Here is a 22849-nt window from a genome sequence, read left to right as displayed (position 1 = left end):
TTAGGCACTTTTTTAATACTATTACTTATGAACAAAAAACTTAAAGCATTTTTCGTTATTCCTTTTATTGTATTCGGCCTTATTGCACACGCACAGACACCTCCTCAAAAAATGAAAATGGGAAAGGTATCTTCTGAAATGGTGGCATTGACAACTTATGAAAAAGATACATCAGCAGTAGCTTTTGTAATTGGAGATTTTGGGAACCTAGCTTTTGAAGCGGGACAGTCGTTTTTCAGAACAGCTTTAACACGACATGTAAGAATTAAGATCCTTAAACAAGAAGGTTTGGAATATGCAGATGTTCTTCTTAAATATTATGAAGAAAATGGATCTAAAGAATCAATTTCTTCCATTAAAGGCTATGTCTATAATATGGTAGATGGACAAGTGGTCAAAGAGAAGTTGGACAACGACAACATTTTCAAAGAAGAAATTTCAGAGAACATGAAAGCCAAGAAAATTTCTTTCGCCAATGTAAAGGTAGGATCAGTGATTGAATATTCTTATGTTAAAAGATCTGATTTCCTTTATTCACCAGATGATTGGGTGGCACAGAGAAAAATTCCAACGTTGGTTAGTAGCTTCAGTTTTGCAGTTCCTGAATATTTAGAATACAATGTTAAGAATTCAAGATATTATGTTTTAACTGAGACAAAAGGTTCCTCTACCACTCAAACTTTTAAGTTTGTTGATTACAATGACCCATTTTCTCAAACAGTGAGAATTAGAAATTGGAGACAGGAAAATATTCCAGCTTTTAAAGAAGAGCCTTTTATGACATCTCCTCATGATTATTTAGCTCGACTAGAAATGGAGTTGTCATCGGTAAATAATGGGATGAAGCAATATACTTCAAGTTGGGAATCCGTTTTGACAAACCTTAGAAGAAGCGGAAGTTGTGGTGAACTCACAAAGAAAACGAGTTTCATGAAGGACGAATTGAATGCTATTGCGTCGAAGACTGAAGACAAATTGGAAAGAGCTAAGTTAGTGTATGATTTTATTCAAAAAAGAATGACATGGAATGAAGGCTTGGGATGTTATGCAGGTGAAGGAGGTACAAGACGTGCTTATATGCAAAGAAAAGGTAATGTAGCAGAAATCAATTTAATGCTAGTTGCAGCCTTAAAAGAAGTTGGAGTTTCTGCTTTTCCTTTGATGGGTAATGTCAGATCAGGTGGAAAAGTGGTACAATACAACCCTGCTCTGACACAATTAGGATACATTATAGCATACGTAGTGGACGGTGAAAAGAAATATTTTCTTGACGCTACTTCTAAAAAACATCCTTTTGATGTTTTACCTAAAAGAGCATTGAATTATCAAGGTGTAATTATGTCTGATAATGAAAGAGTGAATGGTACTTTTGTTTCTATTGATCCAAAAGTAAAAGATGAAGTTTCAGAAATTCTTGAATTGAATATTGAATCCGATTTATCAATAAAAGGTAGCTACAGAGCAACACACGTTGGTTATGATGCTATAAAATGGAGAAGCAAGTATCACTCTTTTGATGAAGAAGATGAATATTTGGCAGAAATTGAAGATGCTAAAACAGGTTTATTAATCAATGAATATTCGGTAGAAGGAGAAAAGGATGTAGATGTAAAACCTGTTGAAAAATTTGATTTTGAATGGGAAAATGGAATTGAAAAGGCAGGTGATGCTCTTGTGATCAATCCGCTACAGCTGTTGAATATTGAAGAGAACCCTTTCAAACTTGAAAAAAGAAATTATCCTGTAGAGTTCCCATATCCTTTGAAAACTAGATTTATGGTTCAAATCAACCTTCCTGAAGGGTTTAGTGTGAAAGAGTTGCCAAAATCAACAGCGATGAGTTTAGTGGACAAGAAGAGTGGTAATTTAAGATATTTGGTGTCCCAAAGTGGCAATATGATTACAATACTTATTGATTTTAAAGTAAATCGATTAGTGTTTGGTCCTGATGAGTATTCTTCTCTTAAAAGATTTTTTGATGAAGCTTACTCCTTGCAGAATTCTCCAATTGTATTAGTTCAAAATCAATAAAGATGAGAAAACTATTCTTTATTTCACTGCTAACTATGGCAGTGAATTTTTCTTTTGGTCAAGTCGGTTTATTGGATGAGAAAATTCAAAAAAATGCAGATGTAATCATTCTGGAGGCTAGTGAAGAGTTGATAGTGGAGAGTGAAAATAAAATCAAGAAGCATTTTAGTCAGAAGATTTGGGTCCGTAATAAATCAGGGATGGAAAAGGCTACAATGGTTGCCTACTACGATAAAGGATCTACGATCACTAATATGCGTGGTACATTACTTGAAAAAGGCTACAAAAAGCCCAAAAAGTTTAAAGAGGAAGAGATTCATGATTTATCAACGTCACCTAATGCTGGTTATGTTGGAGATGGAAGGGTGAAAGTCATCCAACCAACTATATCAACTTATCCTGCAGTCATCGAATATTCTTACACTACAAATTATAATGGGTTGTTCGTGTATCCAAAATGGTACCCTGTTAGCCATTATAATGAAGCGGTATTATATTCTACTTTTACTCTAAAAGTGCCTGAGGGGACGAAATTAAGAATTAAAGAAAATATAATTGATAACGCTAAAACTAGTAAGGTAGATGGAAAGGACGTTTATCATTGGTCATTAAGGGATTTTTATGCTAAAAAAGAAGAAAGTAAAAGTTTACCAGAGACCATGATTTTTCCTCATGTTTCCGCACAGCCCTATCATTTTACCTATGAAAAAACACAGGGTAGTTTAGAGACTTGGAAAGACTTTGGTGAATATATAGTGGGGTTGAATAAAGGAACGAGAGATCTTTCTCCAGAGGTGATTGCAGAGGTGAAAAAACTAACCAAGGATATAGAATCACCTATTGAAAAAGCTCGAATTGTTTATGAATATGTTCAAAGCAAGACAAGGTATGTGAGTATTCAGTTGGGGATTGGTGGTTTAAAACCTTTTAATTCTAGTATTGTCAATGACAAAGGCTATGGTGATTGTAAAGGGTTGTCCAATTATACATACAACTTGATGCAAGCGGTAGGAATTGATGCAAGATATGTGATTATCAGAGGAGGAAGAGGCTATTCGGTCGTGGATGAAGAGATGGTAAGTTCTCAGTTTAATCATGCTATTTTGTGTTTGCCTAATATAGTGGATCAAGATACCGTTTGGCTGGAATGTACTTCACAGACAACTCCTTTTGGATACATGGGGAGATTTACTGGCAATCGTAAAGCACTCATTGTTGAAGAGGGTAATAGTAAATTGGTAAACACGAAACGTTACACGGCCGAAGATAATCTTCAAGAAAGAAGAACAATAGTGAAATTGAAGCAGGATAAAGGAATCTGGTTACAATCTCATATTGAAGCAAGAGGTTTTCAGTACGGTAATTATGAGCGTTTAGAAAGGGAGTCAGAAGAAGAGCTTAAAAAAGAATTCTTAAAACGTTATGCGTTGAAATCTTCAGAGCTGAAATCTATAGAGGTGAAAAATATAAAATCCTACCCAGACCCTGTTTCCAAAATGAACTTTACTGTAGATGTTCACAACTATGGAAAAGTGATCAATGGCGGTTTGATGTTTCCTCTTTTTCCATTTAAAGATGATTATTCCACGCCTACAAGGTATAGATCTAGAAAAACTGATTTTGTAATTGATTACCCTTATACAGATATTGATACTGTGGATATTTATTTACTAGAGGGGATGAAAGTGGAAACTTTACCAGAGGCAATTGACTTAGAAACAGAATTTGGTTCGTATAAAACGTCTTATCAAAAAAATGAAGATCAATCTATTCGGTTAGTGAGAACATTGATTGTAAAAGGCGGAGTTTATAGTAAAGAACAGTATTCTGATTATTATTCATTTTTAAAAGGTGTGGATAAATATGATGAGTCAAAGTTATGGATTGAATATTCTCCTGATTATAAGAAAGAGGAGGATTTGGAGTAATTTTAATCTTCGTGTAATGAAAACGAGGTCATTTTGAATTCAATCAAAATGACCTCGTTTTTTTATTATGGTTTAATTCTTAAATGTCATCCAAAAGTGCAATAGTAGTACGACGGTTAAGTTGATGCTCTTCTTCTGTCTGAGCATTAAATTCAACAGGAAGAAGCTCTCCGTAACCTTTAGCTTCCAATCGGTTAGCATCAATTCCTCTGCTGACGATATATTCTACAGCAGCTTCAGCTCTTTTTTGTGAGAGTTTCAAGTTGTATTTTTCAGAACCCCTGTCATCGGTATGAGAACCTAATTCAATGCTGATATTTGGATGTTGCTTCAGAAGTGTAACCAATTTATTTAATTCTCTTGCCGCATCCGGTCTGATTCTATAATCGTCAAAGTCATAGAAGATATTGTTCAATGTAATTTCACCTTCCTCTATCAATTCGTCATAGAAATCTTTGGTGAGCTCCACTTCAGATTCTAATGTCCAGCTTACAATTTTCTCTGGAAGATCTTTTACATCTTCTTGATCTACTTCTTTATCAGCAGTAGTACAATAAACGGAATCTTTAAAGTACTTTTCTTTATCACCGATCAAGATGTATTCATCGCCCATTGTAAGCTGTGTTTTGAATTCATAGCGTCCGTCTTTATTGGAAACTACTTTTTCAATCAATTCCATTTCTGGAGTATACAATACAACGTCAACACCTGCTAATAATACTCGAGTGGTATCTTTAGTAGAGAAAGCTGTTCCTGCTAAGAAATAATTGACAGGTTTTAGAATTGGAGTTTTATCAGAGAAGAAGTAAATATGATCTGTTGCAGCTTCTCCACCACCTTCAATTCTGTTGGAAGTGAAGGCTCCAAATCTTTTTTCCATGAATACTAAACCAAAATCATCCGCAGAAGAGTTGAAGGGCTTACCCATGTTCCTGATGTTGATTTTCTTGTTTTTACGTGTTGCCTCAAAAAGATCTAAACCGCCTAAACCAGGGTGTCCGTCTGAAGCGAAATACATTTTACCGGTAGGAGCTACAAATGGGAACATATCATTACCTCTTGAGTTGATTTTTGGTCCCATGTTTCTTGGTTTACCCCATGAACCATTTGTATTTAATTGCGATCTGTAAATGTCTATACCACCATAACCGCCTTTTCTGTTAGAAGCAAAATAGAGCGTTTTTCCGTTGGTTGATAGGGCAGGGCAGGCGTCCCATGATTGAGGACTGCTGATGTTTAATATCTTAGGTTCTGTCCATTTTCCACCTTCCAGTCTAGATTCATAAAGGTCAACTTCTTTGTAGTTTTCTTTGTGATGCCCGCTGTTACTTTTGGCGAAAATCATATACGTACCTTCACGGTTGAAAGTTGCCGAAGCTTCATGGAAGTTAGGATTATTGATTAAGCTGTCGAAGAAAGTAACGGTACCATTACAGCTGTCTGCTTTATCAAAAGTATAGCGATATAAACTTGAATAACCTTCGCCAGTACCATGATAAACGGCATCTTTTGTATCTCTAGTAGAAGCAAAAATCAAATCTCCTTTTAAGAACATTGGAGAATATTCAGAAGCTTCCGTATTGATTGCATCACATTTTGTTACCTCAATAAACGGGTCAACTACCTTTGAAAGGCTGTCTACCATATCAATCTGCTTGATTTCGTCTTTTGCTCTACGGATCAGCTGACGGTCATCTCCTTCTTTAGCATATCTTGAAAATAATTTTCTAGCCTTCTCATAATCTCCTTGCAGCTCCAAGCCATAAGCATAATAATAGTACATATCCATATTTTCATATCCGCTGTCTTTGGCCTTTTTATAATATGGCAAGGCTTCAATAAGACGGTTCGATAAACGGTATGCTTCTGCTATTCTGAAGTAAGCTTCAGGTTTCTCCTTTTTGTATTTATCTGAGGATACAATGTTTTCATATTTATGTATAGCAGGTTGATATTCACCATTGTCAAAGTGCTTTTCTGCTACTGAAAGTGGAGAGGAACAGCTTCCGAAGAGGCTTGCGATTGATATTGCTATAAGGAGACGCTTCATATTTATTTATGCGTGCAATGGTTTGCTGAGGTTAGTAAAAAAAGACTACTGTATAGAAGTTAGGAGTTTGTTTACTTTTGTCCAAATATTGAGGAATAAAAATAGCCTTTATCTAGATAAAATTCTTGGATAAAGGCTATTTTTTCAAAAGAGAGATTTCACTTAATCACTCATTTATGCATCAATCTTTCCTTCAAATACAGGAGTAGCTGGCCCTGAAAGAATGATGTTGTTGTATTTTTTATCTTCTACTTTGTTAAATCCAACGGCAAGATTACCACCTTTCACTTTTACGGCAATTGGTGAAGACATTCCTTTTTCAATATTGGCAGCAATTGCACAAGCTGTTACACCTGTACCACATGCTAAGGTTTCATCTTCTACACCTCTTTCGAAAGTGTAAACTGTCAATGCTTGGTCACCTGTCACCTCTGCAAAGTTGACATTAGTACCTTCCTCATTGAAACGCTCATTATGACGGATTGCTTTTCCTTCTACCACCGTATCGAAGTTTTCCAAAGTTTCTTCAAAACGTACATAATGAGGTGAACCTGTATCCATAAAATAGTGATCAGGGTTGATTTCAATCTCACCAGGAGGGTTCATTTTCAAATGTACTGTATTGGATTCGTCCAACTCTGCTTCATGTTCACCATCCGCAGCCCAGAACTTTGTCTTTGTTTCAAACAAGCCTAAAGTATGTGCAAAACGTACCGCACAGCGACCGCCGTTGCCACACATAGAGCCAAGGTGTCCATCTGCATTAAAATAAACCATATCAAAATCATATCCTTCCTTCAAGCGGATAAGGATAAGGCCGTCGCCACCAATACCGAATCTTCTATCGCATAAGAAAGCCACCTTTTTATAATCATTAATGTCAAATTTATTGTCTCTGTCATCAATCATTACAAAGTCATTTCCTGCGCCTTGGTATTTCCAGAAGTTTATCATTTTGTTATCAGATTCTATGATTTATTATAAATTATCGAAAGGATGGGTGTGATTTTAAATTTATTCACAAGTATAGTTCCTTTACACTACAAAAATATTGAGATAATTATTGAAAAAAAAGCAAATAATTGTAGATGTGTGCGTTTACTGACAAGAATTCAAACCGTAAGGGTGTTACTTTGATGTTTAATCCGTAACTTTCGTGACAAAACAAACAGATAGAACTATGCATAGAATTGATGAATTATTTCAGAGAAAGAAAGAAGACGTCTTAAACATTTATTTTACAGCAGGTTTTCCAAAATTAGAAGATACAAGAGTAATTCTTAAAGCACTTCAAGACTCAGGTGTAGACTTGATTGAGATTGGAATTCCCTTTTCAGATCCTGTAGCGGATGGCCCTACAATCCAAGACAGTAATCAAGTGGCTTTGGATGGCGGTATGACTATGCATAAGTTATTTGAACAGTTAGAGGGTTTTAGAGAAGAAGTTCAAGTGCCAGTGGTTGTAATGGGCTACTTTAACCCAATTATGCAATACGGTTTAGAGAACTTCTGTAGAGATGCTCAAAGAGTAGGTATTGACGGTATTATTGTACCTGATTTGCCAATGATCGAATATCAAATGAACTTGAAAAAGATGTTTGATGAGCACGGTATCAGAAACACATTCTTGATCTCACCTCAAACTTCTGAAGAGCGTATCCGCGAGATTGACGAAAATACTGAAGGATTTATCTACATGGTATCTTCTGCAAGTGTTACAGGTGCAAAAACAGGTATTTCTGATGCACAGATTGATTACTTCAAAAGAATTGAAGACATGAACTTGAAAAACCCAAGATTGATCGGTTTTGGTATTTCAGACAATCAGTCATTCAAGCAAGCATCATCTTACGCAAACGGAGCTATCATCGGTTCAGCTTTCGTAAAATTGATCAAGGAGTCAAACGACTTGCCTGCTGATATTAATACTTTTGTAAAAGGAATTAGAGGAGAATAGTTTTCTCTTTTTATGATATAAAAATGCTATTGGGTTTTAGGCTTGATAGCATTTTTTGTTTTGAAAAATCTTAATCTCATTCAATGAAAATCTTACCTTTATTTTTTAGCATACTATTGCTCTCTTGTTCATTTGAAAAGAAAGAAGTTCAGCATGAAGAGGCTACTTCTTTTCCACAATATGCCTTTAAGGATTCTACTTTTGCCCCCTTTTATAATCAATTTATTTCAGATTCAGCTTTTCAAATCACTCATACTAAATTTCCAATATCAGGAAGTTATAATAGTTATGAAGAGGAACGAAAGTGGTCAAAAGAACAATGGCCAATGATGCGTTGGGATTTAAGAAATGAATTGGAAAATATGAAGGAGTCATATACTATTGCCGATCAAGATAGTATTGTTCTAAATGAGGAGAATGGAAAATTATTTTTTGGTATTTACTGCCTAAACTGTGGGTTCTCATTTGAGATGGAATTTGAAAAAATAGCAGAAGAGTGGTATTTGATTTATCGCCAAGAGAATAATTTTTAATGCAAAATAGGTGGTTTGTCCATTTATCAAATTTGATATTTAGTTCTATTTCTCAAAGTCCTGAAAATGCTTTTTGAGATAATAATGTAATTCGCTTACCCCATGACTATCCGAGTGGTCAAAAATATCTAACTTCTCCTCTTTGAAATATAATACCACTCGATTGTAATTTACTCTATATGTATTTGATAGATCCTCCCATCTGATCAACTCATCAATTTTATAAATCTTTGAGCTAAAGAACTTCTTTACGTGTAGCGTTTTATCTTTTCTATTTAAATCCACTTTTACATAAATTTTAATTACTCTTATCAATAGATATAGAAAAAATAAAGTGAAAAAAATAGTAAGATATTGAGTGGTTTCATCTGTATCAGAGATCCAAATATTTGCGGAAAGAAGTAAACTAAAAACAAACAGTAAACTGCTTATCAAAAATAAAAAAGAATAATTCATTAGTTTAAACTCTAGTTCAATTAACCCTTTCCTACAAAGATCCCCTCCTCTTCATCAAAAATGGAACCTTCACACTCTCCAGCTTCTTATTGATAATCTGAAGTGCGGCAATTTTTCCCATATCTCTAAAAGATGCTGTAATCACAGTGATACCATCACCGCCAACCACTTCTTTCAATGGAGAATCATTATAAGAGATGATCCCTACATCTTTGCTCAATACAAAATTATTGGCCTTACAATCTTTGACAATGTTGGTAAGGTCTTGATCATCTGTGCTTATGTATAAGGTGTCTTTTACTATTTCCCCCACATTAAATTGAGAAGTGACTGTGTAGGGAATATTAAAGTGGATGCAAAAACGGACAAAGCCAGACCAAATATCTCTTAAAGCACGAGTGCTGTCTTTTGCGATAACCAAGTGCAGTTTCTCGAAATTTAAAATAGGTTTGATGTTTTGCTGAAGTGTATTGAAAATGTCTTCTGAAAAATCTTCATAAACACTAGGTATAACTTTACTGAGGTTGTTTTCTGCTCTTCCTAAAAGTAAAAGTTGGTGGGAGGGTAAAAGTTGGAGAACCTTTTCTACATCAATATCATCCACTTGATTGAAAATGGGGATGATACCAAAGTAATGGTAATTGTTTTTCTGATCTGAGATAATTTTTTTCAGATGTGATAAACTGCCGTTGTGTAAAAGGAGGTCTGTTTCCAGATGGTTTTCAGAAGTTTTGACAAAAGACTCATAAAGCTTTTTTTTGGAACTACTCATTTTATTGAAGATGAGCAATACTTTCGCTTTTCCCAGAGAAGAATTACTCATGACAAAAGTACCCTTGCCTCTAACACTGATAATGTAATGTTCTTCCTTCAGAATTTTATAAGCTTTCTCTATCGTATCTTTTGATACATCTAAATTAAAGATCAACTCATTGAAAGAAGGCATGCGGTCCTCTGATTGCAGGACGCCAAGCTTGATTAGGTTTTTGAACGTATTACTTAATTGAACATACTTGGGTACATTCTGTTTACTTTCTTCTTGAAAAACGGTATATAACTGTTCAATGTAATCAGCCATTATTTATTCGGTAGGTGTTTATTGATAGTTGAGTGTTCCAACTCCATTTCGTTATGCTATGAAGTTAAGTAGAAATTTTCAAAAAGAAATAGAAAATAATATTCGGAGTATAAAATGTACGATTTTTTATACTTCGAATATTATTTTATCAAAATTATGCTAGAATCGTATCATCTTGAGGTACAAAATTGGTAAAACTATATTGATAATTGGATCTAATAGTCTCAGCAGTTTCGTCAAATAAGAAGAAAGAAGCACCTAATACGGTTGTTTCTTTTTCTTGAATGGTTTGGATCTTCAAATTAGTCTGATTGGACTTCAATTGATTCCAATAATCGTTTTTGGCACCACCACCTACAACGGTGATTTGCTCTACTTTGAAGTTGCCCACTTCTTCCAATATGCTTACTGCTTTTTTCAATTGCTTACTTAAGCTTTGCATACATGACTTAAAGATGTCTCCACGATTAGAAGAAAGCTCCAATGAAGAAATATTGATCGTTTGATCCGGCTGTAACTTTGGTTGATAAACGTCAGTTTCCAAATCAGATTTCATGGCTTCTGAGATCATCGTTTGGTATACCACATCATCAGCAAGGTCTGCAAAGAAAGTATTTTTTACCCATTCGATATTGGCAGATGCCATCCACTGAAGACCGATGTTGTATTGTCCTTTGGCAGGGTCAAACTCAACTGTGATTCCGTGTTTTGCTAATTCTGGTTTTAGGTTCACTTCTTTGGCTTGTACCATTAAGATTTCCCATGTACCCGAACTTAATACAGCGTTTGTAAGATCAACACCTGCACCGAATAAAGCAAACTGTGTATCGTGACCAATACTCTTTACAGGAATTCCTTCAGGAAGACCCAATAACTGAGCACCACTTTGATTTAATTCACCCACTTTTTCTCCTGCATATTTCATTTCAGGGAAAAGGTCGCGGTCTAAACCAATTTTATCTAAAATCTCTTGATCGAAATCTTGAGACACTAAATTACATAACTGAGCAGTACCGGCCATGGTGTGATCTGTATAGAACTGATCTGTCAATTTATATCCAATCAAAGAAGAAATAAACAACCAGTGCTTCGCTTCCAAAATCGTTTCCGCTTGGTTTTCCTTGTACCAGATCATTTTATTGATGGTATTAAAACTGAATGCTCCCACACCTGTTTTCATCAATAAATCTTCTTTAGAAAAATACTTATCTATAGTATCAAGTACTGGAATGGTACGCTGACATTTCCATGAAATTACTGGGCTTAATAACTGTCCATCTTCTCCCACAAAAGCACCATCTACACCGAATGTACTGATACCTATGCTTGCAATTCTTTTATGGTCTACTAATTCAATGACTTTTTGAGAACAGTAGCTTAGCTTGTCCATAATTTCCTCAATGTCCCAGATCGTATAATTTTCGTTCGAAGGATCAGGTCTAGAGTTATTATTCACAGCATATTTTGCAACTACGTGTCCTTCTTTATCAAGGATAATGGCTCTGATATTTGTTGCTCCACAATCCAGAACAACGGCTAAATCTTTAGTCATAATAGAATAAAATTTTGAATGAAAAAAGGCTACCAAAATTGATAGCCTTTAGTGATGATAGTCTTCCTATTTATATAAAGGCCCGTAATTAGAGCAAGCTCTGTAATCGGCCCCTTCAGCATCCATTCCATGACCAGCCCATGAGCTAGGTCTGAAAACGTTGTTCGTATCCACGTTGTGCATACAAACTGGAATTCTAAGCATTGACGCTAAAGTGATTAATTCTTCGCCATAGTGACCGTAAGAGAATGCACCGTGATTTGCACCCCAGTTCGCCATTACTGAATAAACGTCTTTGAACGCACCTTCACCTGTTAATCTTGGAACGAACCAAGTAGTAGGCCAAGTTTCGTTAGTTCTTTGGTCTAATGCTTTGTGTACATGGTCAGGAAGATCAACACTCCATCCTTCAGCCAACTGAAGTACAGGACCGATACCTTTGATGATGTTGATTCTCGCCATTGTTACAGGCATTCCACCTTTCGTTAAGAACTGAGAAGAATAGCCACCGCCACGGAAGTATTCGTGAATGGCGGCAGGCCATTTCGTATTCAGCAAGCATTTTTCTTTTTCCTCTTCTGTAATATCCCAGAACGGTTTCATTACTGGGTTGCCTTCTGCATCTGATTGCTGACCAGTACCGTCTAAAGTAGCAGAACCTGAGTTGATCAAGTGGATCACACCATTACCTGCCAAACCTTCTAAACGCTCGCCAGTTACTCTTTCGATAGAGTCCGCAGACCAGAACGTTCTAACGTCACAGAATACTTGTGCTTGGTTGGTTAATAGGTATCCGAATAGCATAGAAACACCGTTTAATGCGTCATTTTCCGTAGCCATCATGTATGGATTTCTAATACCATTCCAGTCGAACGAAGAGTTTAAGATCGCTTCCATAAAGTCACCGTTTGGTTGGAAGTCAGTCCATTGTCTTTGTCCTTGGAAACCAGCCGCAATGGCATTGTGACCTAAAGCCTCTTCACCAAATCCTGCCTCTTTTAATTTATCGTTGCCTTGCATTAAATCTTTACAGATCAAAGTCATTTTCACAACTTTCTCCCAGATTTTCGCTTTTTCAGCATCTGTTCTCTTAACACCGTCTTCGTTTAAGTCAACACCTTCCTCACAGTATTCTTTTGTCCAAGCCAATGCTTTTTCATATTCTGCTTGATCGAAAATGTTTTCTTCGATACGTCTTGAGATCTCAGACATATCTACATATTCGTTTCTCATGCCAAGGTATTCTTGGAAGAAAGTCTCATCCACGATTGATCCAGCGATACCCATTGATACCGAACCAATAGAAAGATACGACTTACCTTTCATGATAGAAACTGCTAAACCTGACTTCGCAAACTTTAATAATTTCGCTTGAACGTCAGAAGGAATATTTGTATCACCAGCTTCTTGTACTTCATGAGAGTAAATACTGAATGCTGGAACACCTTTTTGTGAGTGACCCGCTAATGCCGCCGCTAAGTACACAGCACCTGGTCTTTCTGTACCATTGAATCCCCAAATTGCTTTAGGAATGTGTGGTGTCATATCAATTGTTTCACTACCATAGCACCAGCATGGCGTTACAGTGATAGACACACCCACGTTTTCTTTTGCGAATTTTTCAGCACATTCTGCTGCTTCTCTTACTCTACCAATTGTCGAATCTGCAATTACACATTGTACAGCTTCACCTGTTGGGTATTTTAGGTTTTCTTCTAAGAACTTCTGAACGGTTTTCGCCATTGCCATTGTTTGTTCTTCAAGGCTTTCACGAACGCCTCCTAGTCTGCCGTCAATTGTAGGACGGATACCAATCTTTGGTAAGTTAGATGCTGTTAAGATCATAATTGTATTTATATATGCAGTACCAAGGCAAAATCATGAAATCCTTTTGACTTAGTACTAAGTTCCGATGTCCTCCTCAAAAACTTAGTATATGTTTTATACATATGCATTTGATCAACATTTCATTTCAGATTTTTGAAGAGTTACCTATTGTTGTTTGTTTCGTGTTGATGATACAATTATAGAGGGCTGAAAATGAAAAGACAATGCAAACGTTTGCATTTTTACGCTCCAAAACGTATCATTGAGTATCAAAATCTATTCATAACAGATGAAAAAATCTAGAAAATCTACACTGACAGACTTAGCCAAAGCGATAGGAATGAACGTGTCTACTGTCTCAAGGGCACTAAATGACCATCCTAAAATCAGCAGTAAGACCAAAGCAAAAGTGAAAGCGTTGGCGGAAGAGATGGGCTATAAACCTAATCCATTGGCGCAAGGGCTCAAGAAACAGGATACTAAGACCATCGGTGTGATTTTCCCAACTTTCGATACCAACTTCTTTTTTAGAGTATTAAAAGGGATAGAAAAAGTGATGCATGACAAAGGGTATCAGATTATTATCTCTACAGCGGGTAACTCTGCTACACAAGAAAAAGAAGCCTGTCAAGCTTTATCTTCTTATCATGTAGGTGGTATTATTATCTTTCTTTCGTATGATCATGATGATCCATCTTTTTTGATTGATATTCAAGATGAAGGTATTCCACTGCTGTTTATGGATCGTATTTATGAGGAGATTGATGCTAACTATGTTGTAAGTGATGACTTTAAAGGAATGTATGAAACGGTATCCGACTTTATTGATAAAGGGTGTAAGAATATTGTACATATCAAAGGAAGTGAAGAAGTGTCGACATCATTTAGTCGACTGCAAGGATATCAGGAAGCATTAAAAGAAAAAGGAATAGAAGTCAACCAAGATTTTATCATTAAGTGTGAGCACGAATCTGAAGTGAAATCCGGTCTAAGAAAATTACTTTCAAAATACAGCATTGAAGATATTGATCTTATCACTTGCTTCAATGATTATTATGCATTCCAAGCCTTAGAACTTTTAAAAGAAAAAAATATTAGTGTTCCTGATGATGTATCTTTATTAGGGTTTGCCAATGATCCTTTATCAACTTATACTTCACCAAAACTCTCGACCATCAATCAACCAGCGGAACATATGGGTGTTCAAGCTTCTTATTTATTATTGGATGAAATTGACAAAAATAGAAAAGGAGAAAATTATCAATATCAAACAAGCATGGTCAATACTTTTTATTTGAAGAGGGAGAGTACACTTTAAAAATGAAAGAAGAAAGATTGGGCTTTCTACAGAAAAATACTTTAAGTATAAAAAGGCAAAATATTGAAAGATTTGAGATGATGAAAGTAGCTGTATAGCAGGAAACCCAAGGAAACTTTCCTGTGAAACAAGTTCTAGCTTTGTCCTATTGAATTATTTTAAAATCTATTCTGGAAACTTACGCACTTTAGAAATGAATGAATTATTGACCGATCACGTAGAAACTCAAGAGAGTTTTGAACAGAAGATTACACCCGAGAAAGAGCAGGTGGTAGAGAAAAAATACCTTGTGCCTTTCATTCTGATATCAAGTTTATTTGCCCTTTGGGGATTTGCGAATGATATCACAAACCCTATGGTTTCGGCTTTCCAGACAGTAATGGAAATCACAACCTTTAAAGCATCATTAGTACAGTTTGCTTTTTATGGCGGATATTTCACAATGGCATTGCCGGCGGCGATTCTGATCAAAAAATATTCATATAAATCTGTAATTCTAATAGGCTTAGGATTGTATGCTACAGGATGTTTATTATTTATTCCGGCGGCACAATTTCAGCTATTTGGCTTCTTTTTAATTTCCCTTTACATCCTGACTTTTGGTTTGGCATTTTTAGAGACCACTGCCAATCCACTGATCTTATCACTGGGAACGAAATCGACATCAACTAGAAGATTAAACCTTGCACAGTCTTTCAACCCTATCGGGTCAATCACGGGTATGTTTGTGGCACAGCAGTTTATCTTATCACAATTACAGTCAGCCGAAAAAGCAGCAGACGGGTCGTTGATTTATACGACGTTAGGTGTAGCTGAGAAACAAGCTATTAAGATGCACGATTTAATGGTCATCAGAGACCCTTACGCATTATTGGGTATCGTAGTAATTGTGATGACGATTGTAATTGCGATCACAAAAATTCCAAATAATAAGGAAGATGAGCAATTTAACTTAAAGGCAACTTTAAAGCGATTAGCTAGCAATAGTATTTATAGAGAAGGAGTTTTAGCACAGGTGTTTTATGTAGGTGCGCAGATTATGTGCTGGACATTTATCATTCAATATGCTGAAAACATCGGATACACAAAAGCAGATGCGCAAAGCTTGAATATCGTAGCAATGGTAACATTCTTACTTTGTAGATTTGTAGCCACTGCCATGATGAAATATGTAAATTCAGCTTTACTGCTTGCCGTTTTTGCACTAGGTGGTATGACAACCATAGGTATTACAGTATTTGTAGGAGGACAAACAGGACTTTACGCTTTAGTAGCTACTTCAGCATTTATGTCATTGATGTTCCCTACCATTTACGGAATTACTTTAGAAAATTTAGAACACGATAAAGAGTTTGGTGCGGCAGGTTTAGTAATGGCCATTGTAGGCGGTGCATTAATGCCTCCTATGCAGGGAGCGTTGATTGATCAGGACAAAATTATGGGGTTAGACGGTGTGAACTTCTCCTTCCTAATTCCATTTGTATGTTTCTGTATGATCGCTTTATTTGGTTATAGAAGATTTGCCAATAAATAAAATTTAGGGAAGAGGTAAGAATGAAGAGGGATGATTTACGTGCTTCAATACGAACTGCCTTACCTCTTACCTCTTACTTCATCCCTCTTAACTCATTCAAACCCATTAGTAATTTTTTAATTTTTATGAAAACAAAATATACTATCCTTCTTGCCTTGACTTATTTCATGGTTTTGACATCATGTCAAAAAGTGAGTCAGCAGGAAGAGACAACAAACAAACCGAACGTGATTATTGTAATCACAGATGATCAAGGATATGGTGATATGGGAAATACTGGAAATAAAATCATCCAGACTCCTGCAATTGATAACTTTTCAACGCAGGCCATCAACCTTACCAATTACCATGTATCGACTACTTGTGCACCCACAAGAGGTGCAATGATGACCGGGAGAAATCCTAACAGAAATGGTGTGTGGCATACAATCAAGGGTGCTTCTATGCTCAACGGTGATGAGCTGGCAATGCCAGAGGTTTTCAAACAGAATGGTTATAGTACCGCAATGTTTGGTAAATGGCATTTGGGAGACAACCACCCTTTCAGACCGCATGATAAAGGTTTTGATGTGGCCTTCTATCATGGTGGTGGAGGTGTAGGGCAAACGCCTGACTACTGGAATAATGACTACTTTGATGACACTTATTTTAGAAACGGAGTACCAGAAAAGCAAGAAGGCTATTGTACAGACGTATGGTTTAGCGAAGCCATCAAATTTATTGAAGACAATAAAGACAAGCCGTTTTTCACTTACTTAAGTTTAAACGCCCCTCATGGCCCTTACAATGTGCCTGATGAGTACTATCAAAAGTATGCAGACGAGAAAAAATTACTAGAACCTCAAAAAAGGTTTTATGGTATGATCTCTAATATTGATGACAACTTCAAAGTACTATTAGCAAAGTTAGATGAATTGAAAATTGCTGATAATACAATCGTCATCTTCACTTCAGACAATGGTACTGCGGCAGGGTATAAGCAAAACAGAAAGACAAAAGAATATTACGGTTATAATGCCGGTATGAGAGGTACAAAGGCAAGTCACTATGATGGTGGACACAGAGTTCCATTTATCATCCGATGGCCAAACGGTAAACTTACAGGAGGTAAACAATTGAATGAGTTGATTGCTCACGTGGATTTATTACCTACGCTGACAACTTTTGCAGGTATTGATTTCAAACCTGTAAAAGAAATGGACGGTTTAGATGTGAGTACTTACCTTCAAAAAGAAGAAAAGCCAGAAGATCGTATGTTGGTGGTAGATACACAGCGTATCCCATGGCCAAGAAAAGGAAAGCAAAGCTGTGTGATGCAAGGTGACTGGAGATTGATCGATGGAAAAGCATTGTACAATATTTTAGAAGATCCAGGACAGACTAATAATATCGCCGCACAATATCCTGATAGAGTAGCAGCAATGGATGAATTTTATAACACTTGGTGGGATAACATGATTAAGGAAACAAAATACTCTATCATCAATTTAGGTGTAGACTCTGTAGATGTTTTGACTTGTCATGATGCTCATACAGAATTAGGAGTTAATCCAGCATGGAATCAAAGTTTGATCCGTAAAGGAGATACAATGAAGCCTGCAAAACTTTTAGTCAACTTTACAAAAGACGGAGCTTATAAATTTGATTTAAGCAGATGGCCTGAGGAAAGTGGATTGGCGTTAGGTGCTTCAATCGAAGATGCTTATCCGGCTACAAAATCAAAAGATAAACGAATAAATGGAAAAGCAATCCAATTTAAAAAAGCACACCTTAAAGTAGGTGAAAAGATATATTCAGTTGATGTTGATAATACATTGCCATCTGCAACAATAGAAGCTAAAATGACAAAGGGTAATGCTGAGTTGACCACATGGTTTACAACCGAAGACGGAACAGAAACGAACGCATTCTATATTTATGTGGAAGGGAAAACGGAAACTATATAATCGCAGTAAATTTCTATTAATTAGTATAACACACCTTATTTAGTTTTGCCAACATTAAATGAAGGTGTTTTGAAAAAGTGTTTTAGACTACCACATTTTTGTGTGGTAGTCTTTTTTGCTTAGGTGTGATTGCTTAATGGGAAAATAGATTATTTAGTCTAGGTTTAATTCTCTTTTTCTATTTCTTAGAAGGTCAGCCACATCAATCTCATCCCCATTATTGATATTGTTATCTACGGTGAGAAGATTGTAATTTCGACCTTTAACTCTAAAAAGAATTTCTTGCCCCATCTTCAAATCCACACCACTTTTAGAAAAGGGGGAAAGGTTGGGGTTCATTACTGTGGGGATAATCAAAGGAATGGATTGTGCACTTTTATTTTTCAAAGTAAAGCTCACATATTCTCCTTCTTTTTGGAAAACGGCTCTACTTTCTTTAGTGATTTGTAATTTGACACTCACAGGATGATCGAGTTCATTTTTGATGGTCAATTTGTTTTCTCTTTCTACCATCACATCAGCATTGGCTCTCGGTGCCAGGCCAAAACCTCTAATTTGCTGTTCTGTAGATTTGGATAATACGGCAATCCCTACATCATCGCCACCATTTTTGATGCTGGCTCTAAAGACATCCATAGAAGGGTAATCAATTTCAATACTGTTGTTAGGAGGTACTACAAGTGCCGTTTTTGTAGTTGTGCATGAGGAGATAAGGAATAAGGCAATGAGTTGTAAAACGATAGTTTTCATCAGATTAGACTTTTAGTTAGAAAAGAGTAGTTGCGATGTGAGCATTCCACAAGAGAACTGAAATGGATTGTGATTGTTTATGAAATAATGGATTATTTATAAATGATATGTCTATTATGCTATTTTATAAGGGTTTTGTTTAAAAGTGTAATCTGCTACGCAAAAAACACCAAGAGCAGAAGATTTAAAAGAATAAAAGGAGAGTGTTTGTAAAGAAAAAACAAACTACCTCTCCTCATTATTCTATCCTTAAAATTTATGATACCCCGTAGTCACGTAGCCTGCTACGTGCCGTATTAAACCTCGATTCAGTTCATGATAAAGGTTACTGCTATTTCTTCATCGATATCTAAGTTTTGAAGGTTTGCGTAACAGGCTACGCTTCTACATTCCTCAAGAGTATCCATCATTTTCCAAAATGACTACTTACATCAAGGTGTTAAGTTATCGTTTAAATTTACGGTCCCCGTAGCCACGTAGCCTGCTACGTGCCGTATTAAACCTCGATTCAGTCATGATAAAGGTTACTGCTATTTCTTCACCAATATCTGATTTTTAAAGTTTGCGTAGCAGGCTACGCTTCTACATTCCTCAAGAGTATCCATCATTTTCCTAAAAGACTACTTACATCAAGGTGTTAAGCTATCGTTTAAATTTACGGTCTCTGTAGCTACGTAGCCTGCTACGTGCCGTATTAAACCTCGATTTAGTCATGATAAAGGTTACTGCTATTTCTTCATCAATATCTAAGTTTTGAAGGTTTGCGTAGCAGGCTACGCTTCTACAGAAAATTACAATTTCGCTTTAAACCAATCACTTCCTTTAGCAACAGCTAATTCTACTTCTTCTTCTTGATCATAGAAATTAAATTGCTGAATAGGTGATTCCAATTCAGTATTTACCCAGATCAATTCTTTATCATCAGTGCCAATTTTCTCAAAGAAATTTTTGGTGTATTGTGGAAGAACACAACCATCAGAGTGAATCATAAGTGTAGATGCATTAAGTTTTGGAGCATAAGGCATTGGGTCCAAAGTCAACCAATCTTCCCAGCTCATCACGGCAAATTTGTCATTGCTCCATTCTTTTACACCACCTCTTTCTGGATTCAAATAGTAGTCATAATTACCATACATTGCGGCGCCTGTATTGGTTGTTGAAATAGTTTCGATGTACTCAACAACACCTTCTTTTGCAAACGTTTCTTTTGCTTTTCTAGCAAGTTCAATTTTAGAGTTTACTCCTTCTTCACCACCATAAAATAACTTCACAGCTTCAGCGTCTTGCAACCATGATGCTGCAGTGACAACAGCTTTAATTCTACTGTCTTCTGAAGCGGCCATTAAAGTATACATGGAACCTGCACAAACGGCAAAAGCACCAATTCTATTGCTGTCCACTTCAGAAAGTCCCTGAAGGTAAGAAACAGCATTTTTGATGTCAGTCACTTTCATATCAGGGTTTTCCCAGAATCTAGGTTCTCCTTCGCTTTCCCCATAGTTTCTAAAATCAAATGCTAAAGTAATAAAACCTGCTTGAGCAAATTTTTCAGCATACAAACCAGCCATTTGTTCTTTGACAGTAGTCCAGCTTCCTGATACTACAATGGCAGGGTATTGTGTTCCTTCTTTGAAATCTGCAGGGAAAAATAAATGACCTGCTAAATTGAATCCTTCGCTTTTAAAATTAATCTTTTTCATATTTATATCTGTTGTTGTTTTTTGTAATTATTTAATTTGATCAAGTAGGCCAAAACCTTTAGCAGCTACTATGGGATTGAAAATTTCTACATATTCAGTAATGAGACCTTCTTCATTGAATTTGAAAGTGGAGTAGTAGTCATTTTCATACCACCCAGCATTATCTTTCAACTCAATTCTCCCTTTGAATTTCACGAAAGTCATTCTTGATGCTTCCATCACATGAAGTTCTTCAATAGGAAAAAGCATCTGTTCAAAGTTTGGAAAAACAGGTTCCCAATATGCTTTGATTGCTTCACGCCCTTTTGCTCCTTCAGGAAATAAACCGGAGTGATAAGGATTAGAATGTACACCATCTTCCGCAAATAGAGCTACTACTTTTGAGACATCTTTTTCTTCGAGTGCTTTTAAAAAAGCAATTGTATTTTCTTTCATTTCTTGATAGATAATTTATTGAGTTACTTTTTCTATGGCTTTTTGTGGAAGAGAAGTATTCCCATCCTGATATTTAAAATTGAATTTCATTTTCGTCACTTTCCATGCTTCCTCTTTCAATTCTAACTCAAAATCATACGTACCGACAACAGTCCATACATTCCCGCCTTCATCTTCTAAGTAATGCGTGGCAGTACCGTAACAGAAAACTTCAGCAGTTCCACCTTCAATAGTAGAAATCATATTTCCTAATTGATGATGTGTATGTGAGAAACCAGGAAGAATTCCTTTCCATGCATCTGTAATAGCCTGAGGAGTTAAAGTTGTGGCAGGATTTCCGTTCATACTCGAATAATCAAGAACTACTTGATCATCAAATATCTTTTCGATTTTATCCCAATCCTGTTGATCTGTAGCGATAAAGAGTTGTGTAACAGCTTTTTCAGCGAAATTCATAAGTGACGACATTTAAGGTTGTTGTTTTATCTTTTGAACAATGCAAATGTCGTAATCAATGTTAGGAATGAGTTTTTCGTTTCAAAGCAAGAAGTATAAATTTCAAAGATTACTTACTTTTTCTATAAGCACCAGGTGTCATTTGGGTATTTTTCTTGAAGAAAGCACTGAAATTATTCGGAGATTCAAAGTGAAGACCGTAAGCAATTTCCTTCACATTTTTCTCTGTTTGAAGTAATTCTGCCTTGGCGAGTTTCAAAATATGATTGTGGATATGGTTCAATGCCGTTTTCCCTGTGATGGATTTCACCACGGCATTCAAGTGATTAGGGTGAATATTGAGTAATCCCGCATAATAGGAAGGTGAATGCAAGTTGGCAAAGGTTTCCAGTTTTGCATCAGGGTAGAAGCTTGTTTTGATTAATTTCTGAAAGCGTGAAAGCAATTTCAAGTCAGCAGAGCGGATTTGCTCATCAGCATCTTTAGTATTGACATTTTTTTGAAACAGTCTTTTGATCTGATTCAAAAGTTGCAATACATACACCTGTATAAATTGAAATTTATCTTCATGATCACTATAATATTCCTTATGAATTCGTTCATAGATGCCTAATATTTCAGGTAGATCTGTTTCATCAATCTCAAAGGGAATAGACTCATCAATTTTCAAAAATGGGAAATCATCCAATAAGCGATCAAAATAGTGAGAGGAAGCTAAAAAATCTTGAGAAAGAATAATATAATACCCCGTCCAATCCGGCACTATTTCCCATGAAAGAATCTGAAAGGGAGAATTAAAAAAGACCGTTACTCCATTTGGAAAATCAGCGTGATGCCCTGAAATAGCTTTACCACCACCATCCGCCTTTATGGCAATAGAATAAAATTCATGGCGGAAAGGAGGCATACTTTCGATGACTTTTCCCATGTTATCCTCAAAATTACGGATGTCGAAATGAGGGTGTTTTGGAGTAGCTACTTGTATAGCTTGGCAATATTCTGAGATGGTTTTGAAGTGGTTCAAGGAATTTATATATGATGTTTATATCAAGAACAGATTTTTTGAAAGCAATACCTCCTGTAGTAGCGTAGCCTGCTACGCTTTCCACGAAATAGAGAATACTCTTTCTAATAAAGTATTAGCATAGCAGGCTACGCTACTACATAAACGATCTATAATTTTACAAAAACTAATTTATAAAAACCAAAAAAGCCCAACTCCAAAAATTAGAGTTGAGCTAAAAATCCGACGTGAAATTCTTTATATTTTCTACTGCTTAAGAGCATGTTTGGAATAT

Annotated in this window: 18 protein-coding genes; 7 read left to right on the top strand and 11 right to left on the bottom strand. The window is 36.0% G+C overall.

Annotation, left to right across the window (positions count from 1 at the left end; genetic code table 11):
* The first annotated feature begins 27 nt into the window (after nucleotides 1-27).
* Both AVL50_RS21355 and AVL50_RS21350 read left to right on the top strand, forming a co-directional pair.
* Entirely contained in the window at nucleotides 28-2031 is a 2004-nt protein-coding gene (locus AVL50_RS21355) for a DUF3857 domain-containing protein (RefSeq protein ID WP_062618515.1), read from the top strand.
* 2 nt (nucleotides 2032-2033) lie between these two features.
* On the top strand, nucleotides 2034-3959 hold the full coding sequence (locus AVL50_RS21350) for a DUF3857 domain-containing protein (protein WP_062618514.1): 1926 nt from the start codon (nucleotides 2034-2036) through the stop codon (nucleotides 3957-3959).
* Between the two features lie 79 nt (nucleotides 3960-4038).
* On the opposite strand, the gene AVL50_RS21345 is transcribed toward AVL50_RS21350, so the two are convergent.
* The gene (locus AVL50_RS21345; RefSeq protein ID WP_062618513.1) at nucleotides 4039-6009 is read right to left on the bottom strand and encodes an OmpA family protein; all 1971 of its coding nucleotides are present in this window, start codon (nucleotides 6007-6009) and stop codon (nucleotides 4039-4041) included.
* Between the two features lie 174 nt (nucleotides 6010-6183).
* Entirely contained in the window at nucleotides 6184-6963 is a 780-nt protein-coding gene (gene dapF / locus AVL50_RS21340) for a diaminopimelate epimerase (RefSeq protein WP_062618512.1), read from the bottom strand.
* A gap of 226 nt (nucleotides 6964-7189) precedes the next feature.
* Here dapF and trpA point away from each other — a divergent pair, with 226 nt between their 5' ends.
* Together trpA and AVL50_RS21330 are read left to right on the top strand one after the other, a co-directional pair.
* Nucleotides 7190-7966, top strand: coding sequence for a tryptophan synthase subunit alpha (gene trpA, locus AVL50_RS21335; RefSeq protein ID WP_062618511.1), 777 nt, complete (start codon nucleotides 7190-7192; stop codon nucleotides 7964-7966).
* An 83-nt stretch (nucleotides 7967-8049) separates the two neighbouring features.
* Nucleotides 8050-8499 (top strand): hypothetical protein, encoded by a 450-nt coding sequence (locus AVL50_RS21330; RefSeq protein ID WP_062618510.1) that lies wholly within the window; start codon nucleotides 8050-8052, stop codon nucleotides 8497-8499.
* Between the two features lie 45 nt (nucleotides 8500-8544).
* Here AVL50_RS21330 and AVL50_RS33100 read toward each other — a convergent pair whose 3' ends face one another.
* The 4 genes from AVL50_RS33100 to AVL50_RS21310 form a co-directional block, all read right to left on the bottom strand.
* Nucleotides 8545-8784, bottom strand: coding sequence for a hypothetical protein (locus AVL50_RS33100; protein WP_157491480.1), 240 nt, complete (start codon nucleotides 8782-8784; stop codon nucleotides 8545-8547).
* 202 nt (nucleotides 8785-8986) lie between these two features.
* Nucleotides 8987-10033, bottom strand: a complete 1047-nt coding sequence (locus tag AVL50_RS21320; protein ID WP_062618508.1) for a GntR family transcriptional regulator — start codon at nucleotides 10031-10033, stop codon at nucleotides 8987-8989.
* Nucleotides 10034-10187: 154 nt separating this feature from the next.
* On the bottom strand, nucleotides 10188-11585 hold the full coding sequence (gene fucK / locus AVL50_RS21315) for an L-fuculokinase (protein WP_062618507.1): 1398 nt from the start codon (nucleotides 11583-11585) through the stop codon (nucleotides 10188-10190).
* Between the two features lie 66 nt (nucleotides 11586-11651).
* The gene (locus AVL50_RS21310; protein ID WP_062618506.1) at nucleotides 11652-13430 is read right to left on the bottom strand and encodes an L-fucose isomerase; all 1779 of its coding nucleotides are present in this window, start codon (nucleotides 13428-13430) and stop codon (nucleotides 11652-11654) included.
* 271 nt (nucleotides 13431-13701) lie between these two features.
* Between AVL50_RS21310 and AVL50_RS21305 the strand changes: the two genes are divergently transcribed.
* The 3 genes from AVL50_RS21305 to AVL50_RS21295 all read left to right on the top strand — a co-directional run bounded on the left by AVL50_RS21305 (nucleotide 13702) and on the right by AVL50_RS21295 (nucleotide 18210).
* Nucleotides 13702-14730 carry a LacI family DNA-binding transcriptional regulator gene (locus tag AVL50_RS21305; protein WP_062618505.1) on the top strand — a complete coding sequence of 343 codons (1029 nt, stop codon included), beginning with the start codon at nucleotides 13702-13704 and terminating at the stop codon, nucleotides 14728-14730.
* A gap of 193 nt (nucleotides 14731-14923) precedes the next feature.
* A complete protein-coding gene (gene fucP / locus AVL50_RS21300) occupies nucleotides 14924-16264 on the top strand; it encodes an L-fucose:H+ symporter permease (protein WP_082795952.1) in 1341 nt (446 codons plus the stop codon).
* 125 nt (nucleotides 16265-16389) lie between these two features.
* Nucleotides 16390-18210: an arylsulfatase gene (locus AVL50_RS21295; protein ID WP_063850864.1), complete on the top strand. Its 1821-nt coding sequence runs from the start codon at nucleotides 16390-16392 to the stop codon at nucleotides 18208-18210.
* Nucleotides 18211-18363: 153 nt separating this feature from the next.
* On the opposite strand, the gene AVL50_RS21290 is transcribed toward AVL50_RS21295, so the two are convergent.
* The 5 genes from AVL50_RS21290 to AVL50_RS21270 all read right to left on the bottom strand — a co-directional run bounded on the left by AVL50_RS21290 (nucleotide 18364) and on the right by AVL50_RS21270 (nucleotide 22575).
* Nucleotides 18364-18960, bottom strand: coding sequence for a hypothetical protein (locus AVL50_RS21290; protein ID WP_062618503.1), 597 nt, complete (start codon nucleotides 18958-18960; stop codon nucleotides 18364-18366).
* A gap of 791 nt (nucleotides 18961-19751) precedes the next feature.
* On the bottom strand, nucleotides 19752-20660 hold the full coding sequence (locus AVL50_RS21285) for an alpha/beta hydrolase (RefSeq protein WP_062618502.1): 909 nt from the start codon (nucleotides 20658-20660) through the stop codon (nucleotides 19752-19754).
* 27 nt (nucleotides 20661-20687) lie between these two features.
* Entirely contained in the window at nucleotides 20688-21095 is a 408-nt protein-coding gene (locus AVL50_RS33095) for a nuclear transport factor 2 family protein (RefSeq protein ID WP_062618501.1), read from the bottom strand.
* 15 nt (nucleotides 21096-21110) lie between these two features.
* Complete coding sequence (locus AVL50_RS21275; protein WP_172826896.1) at nucleotides 21111-21551, bottom strand: nuclear transport factor 2 family protein; 441 nt, start codon at nucleotides 21549-21551, stop codon at nucleotides 21111-21113.
* A 109-nt stretch (nucleotides 21552-21660) separates the two neighbouring features.
* A complete protein-coding gene (locus AVL50_RS21270; RefSeq protein ID WP_062618499.1) occupies nucleotides 21661-22575 on the bottom strand; it encodes an AraC family transcriptional regulator in 915 nt (304 codons plus the stop codon).
* Nucleotides 22576-22849 lie beyond the last annotated feature (274 nt).

The organism is Flammeovirga sp. SJP92 (assembly GCF_001583495.1).
Taxonomy (GTDB): domain Bacteria; phylum Bacteroidota; class Bacteroidia; order Cytophagales; family Flammeovirgaceae; genus Flammeovirga.
This window is presented reverse-complemented; position numbering and strand designations above follow the sequence as displayed.

Excerpts from the sequence above, each read along its gene's own strand:
- AVL50_RS21305 (WP_062618505.1), top strand. The coding sequence starts at position 13,702 with ATGAAAAAATCTAGAAAATCTACACTGACAGACTTAGCCAAAGCGATA.
- AVL50_RS21345 (WP_062618513.1), bottom strand. The coding sequence starts at position 6,009 with ATGAAGCGTCTCCTTATAGCAATATCAATCGCAAGCCTCTTCGGAAGC.
- AVL50_RS21310 (WP_062618506.1), bottom strand. The coding sequence starts at position 13,430 with ATGATCTTAACAGCATCTAACTTACCAAAGATTGGTATCCGTCCTACA.
- dapF (WP_062618512.1), bottom strand. The coding sequence starts at position 6,963 with ATGATAAACTTCTGGAAATACCAAGGCGCAGGAAATGACTTTGTAATG.
- AVL50_RS21320 (WP_062618508.1), bottom strand. The coding sequence starts at position 10,033 with ATGGCTGATTACATTGAACAGTTATATACCGTTTTTCAAGAAGAAAGT.
- AVL50_RS21355 (WP_062618515.1), top strand. The coding sequence starts at position 28 with ATGAACAAAAAACTTAAAGCATTTTTCGTTATTCCTTTTATTGTATTC.
- AVL50_RS21295 (WP_063850864.1), top strand. The coding sequence starts at position 16,390 with ATGAAAACAAAATATACTATCCTTCTTGCCTTGACTTATTTCATGGTT.
- fucP (WP_082795952.1), top strand. The coding sequence starts at position 14,924 with ATGAATGAATTATTGACCGATCACGTAGAAACTCAAGAGAGTTTTGAA.
- AVL50_RS21350 (WP_062618514.1), top strand. The coding sequence starts at position 2,034 with ATGAGAAAACTATTCTTTATTTCACTGCTAACTATGGCAGTGAATTTT.
- trpA (WP_062618511.1), top strand. The coding sequence starts at position 7,190 with ATGCATAGAATTGATGAATTATTTCAGAGAAAGAAAGAAGACGTCTTA.
- AVL50_RS21290 (WP_062618503.1), bottom strand. The coding sequence starts at position 18,960 with ATGAAAACTATCGTTTTACAACTCATTGCCTTATTCCTTATCTCCTCA.
- AVL50_RS33095 (WP_062618501.1), bottom strand. The coding sequence starts at position 21,095 with ATGAAAGAAAATACAATTGCTTTTTTAAAAGCACTCGAAGAAAAAGAT.
- AVL50_RS21330 (WP_062618510.1), top strand. The coding sequence starts at position 8,050 with ATGAAAATCTTACCTTTATTTTTTAGCATACTATTGCTCTCTTGTTCA.
- AVL50_RS21275 (WP_172826896.1), bottom strand. The coding sequence starts at position 21,551 with ATGAATTTCGCTGAAAAAGCTGTTACACAACTCTTTATCGCTACAGAT.
- fucK (WP_062618507.1), bottom strand. The coding sequence starts at position 11,585 with ATGACTAAAGATTTAGCCGTTGTTCTGGATTGTGGAGCAACAAATATC.
- AVL50_RS21285 (WP_062618502.1), bottom strand. The coding sequence starts at position 20,660 with ATGAAAAAGATTAATTTTAAAAGCGAAGGATTCAATTTAGCAGGTCAT.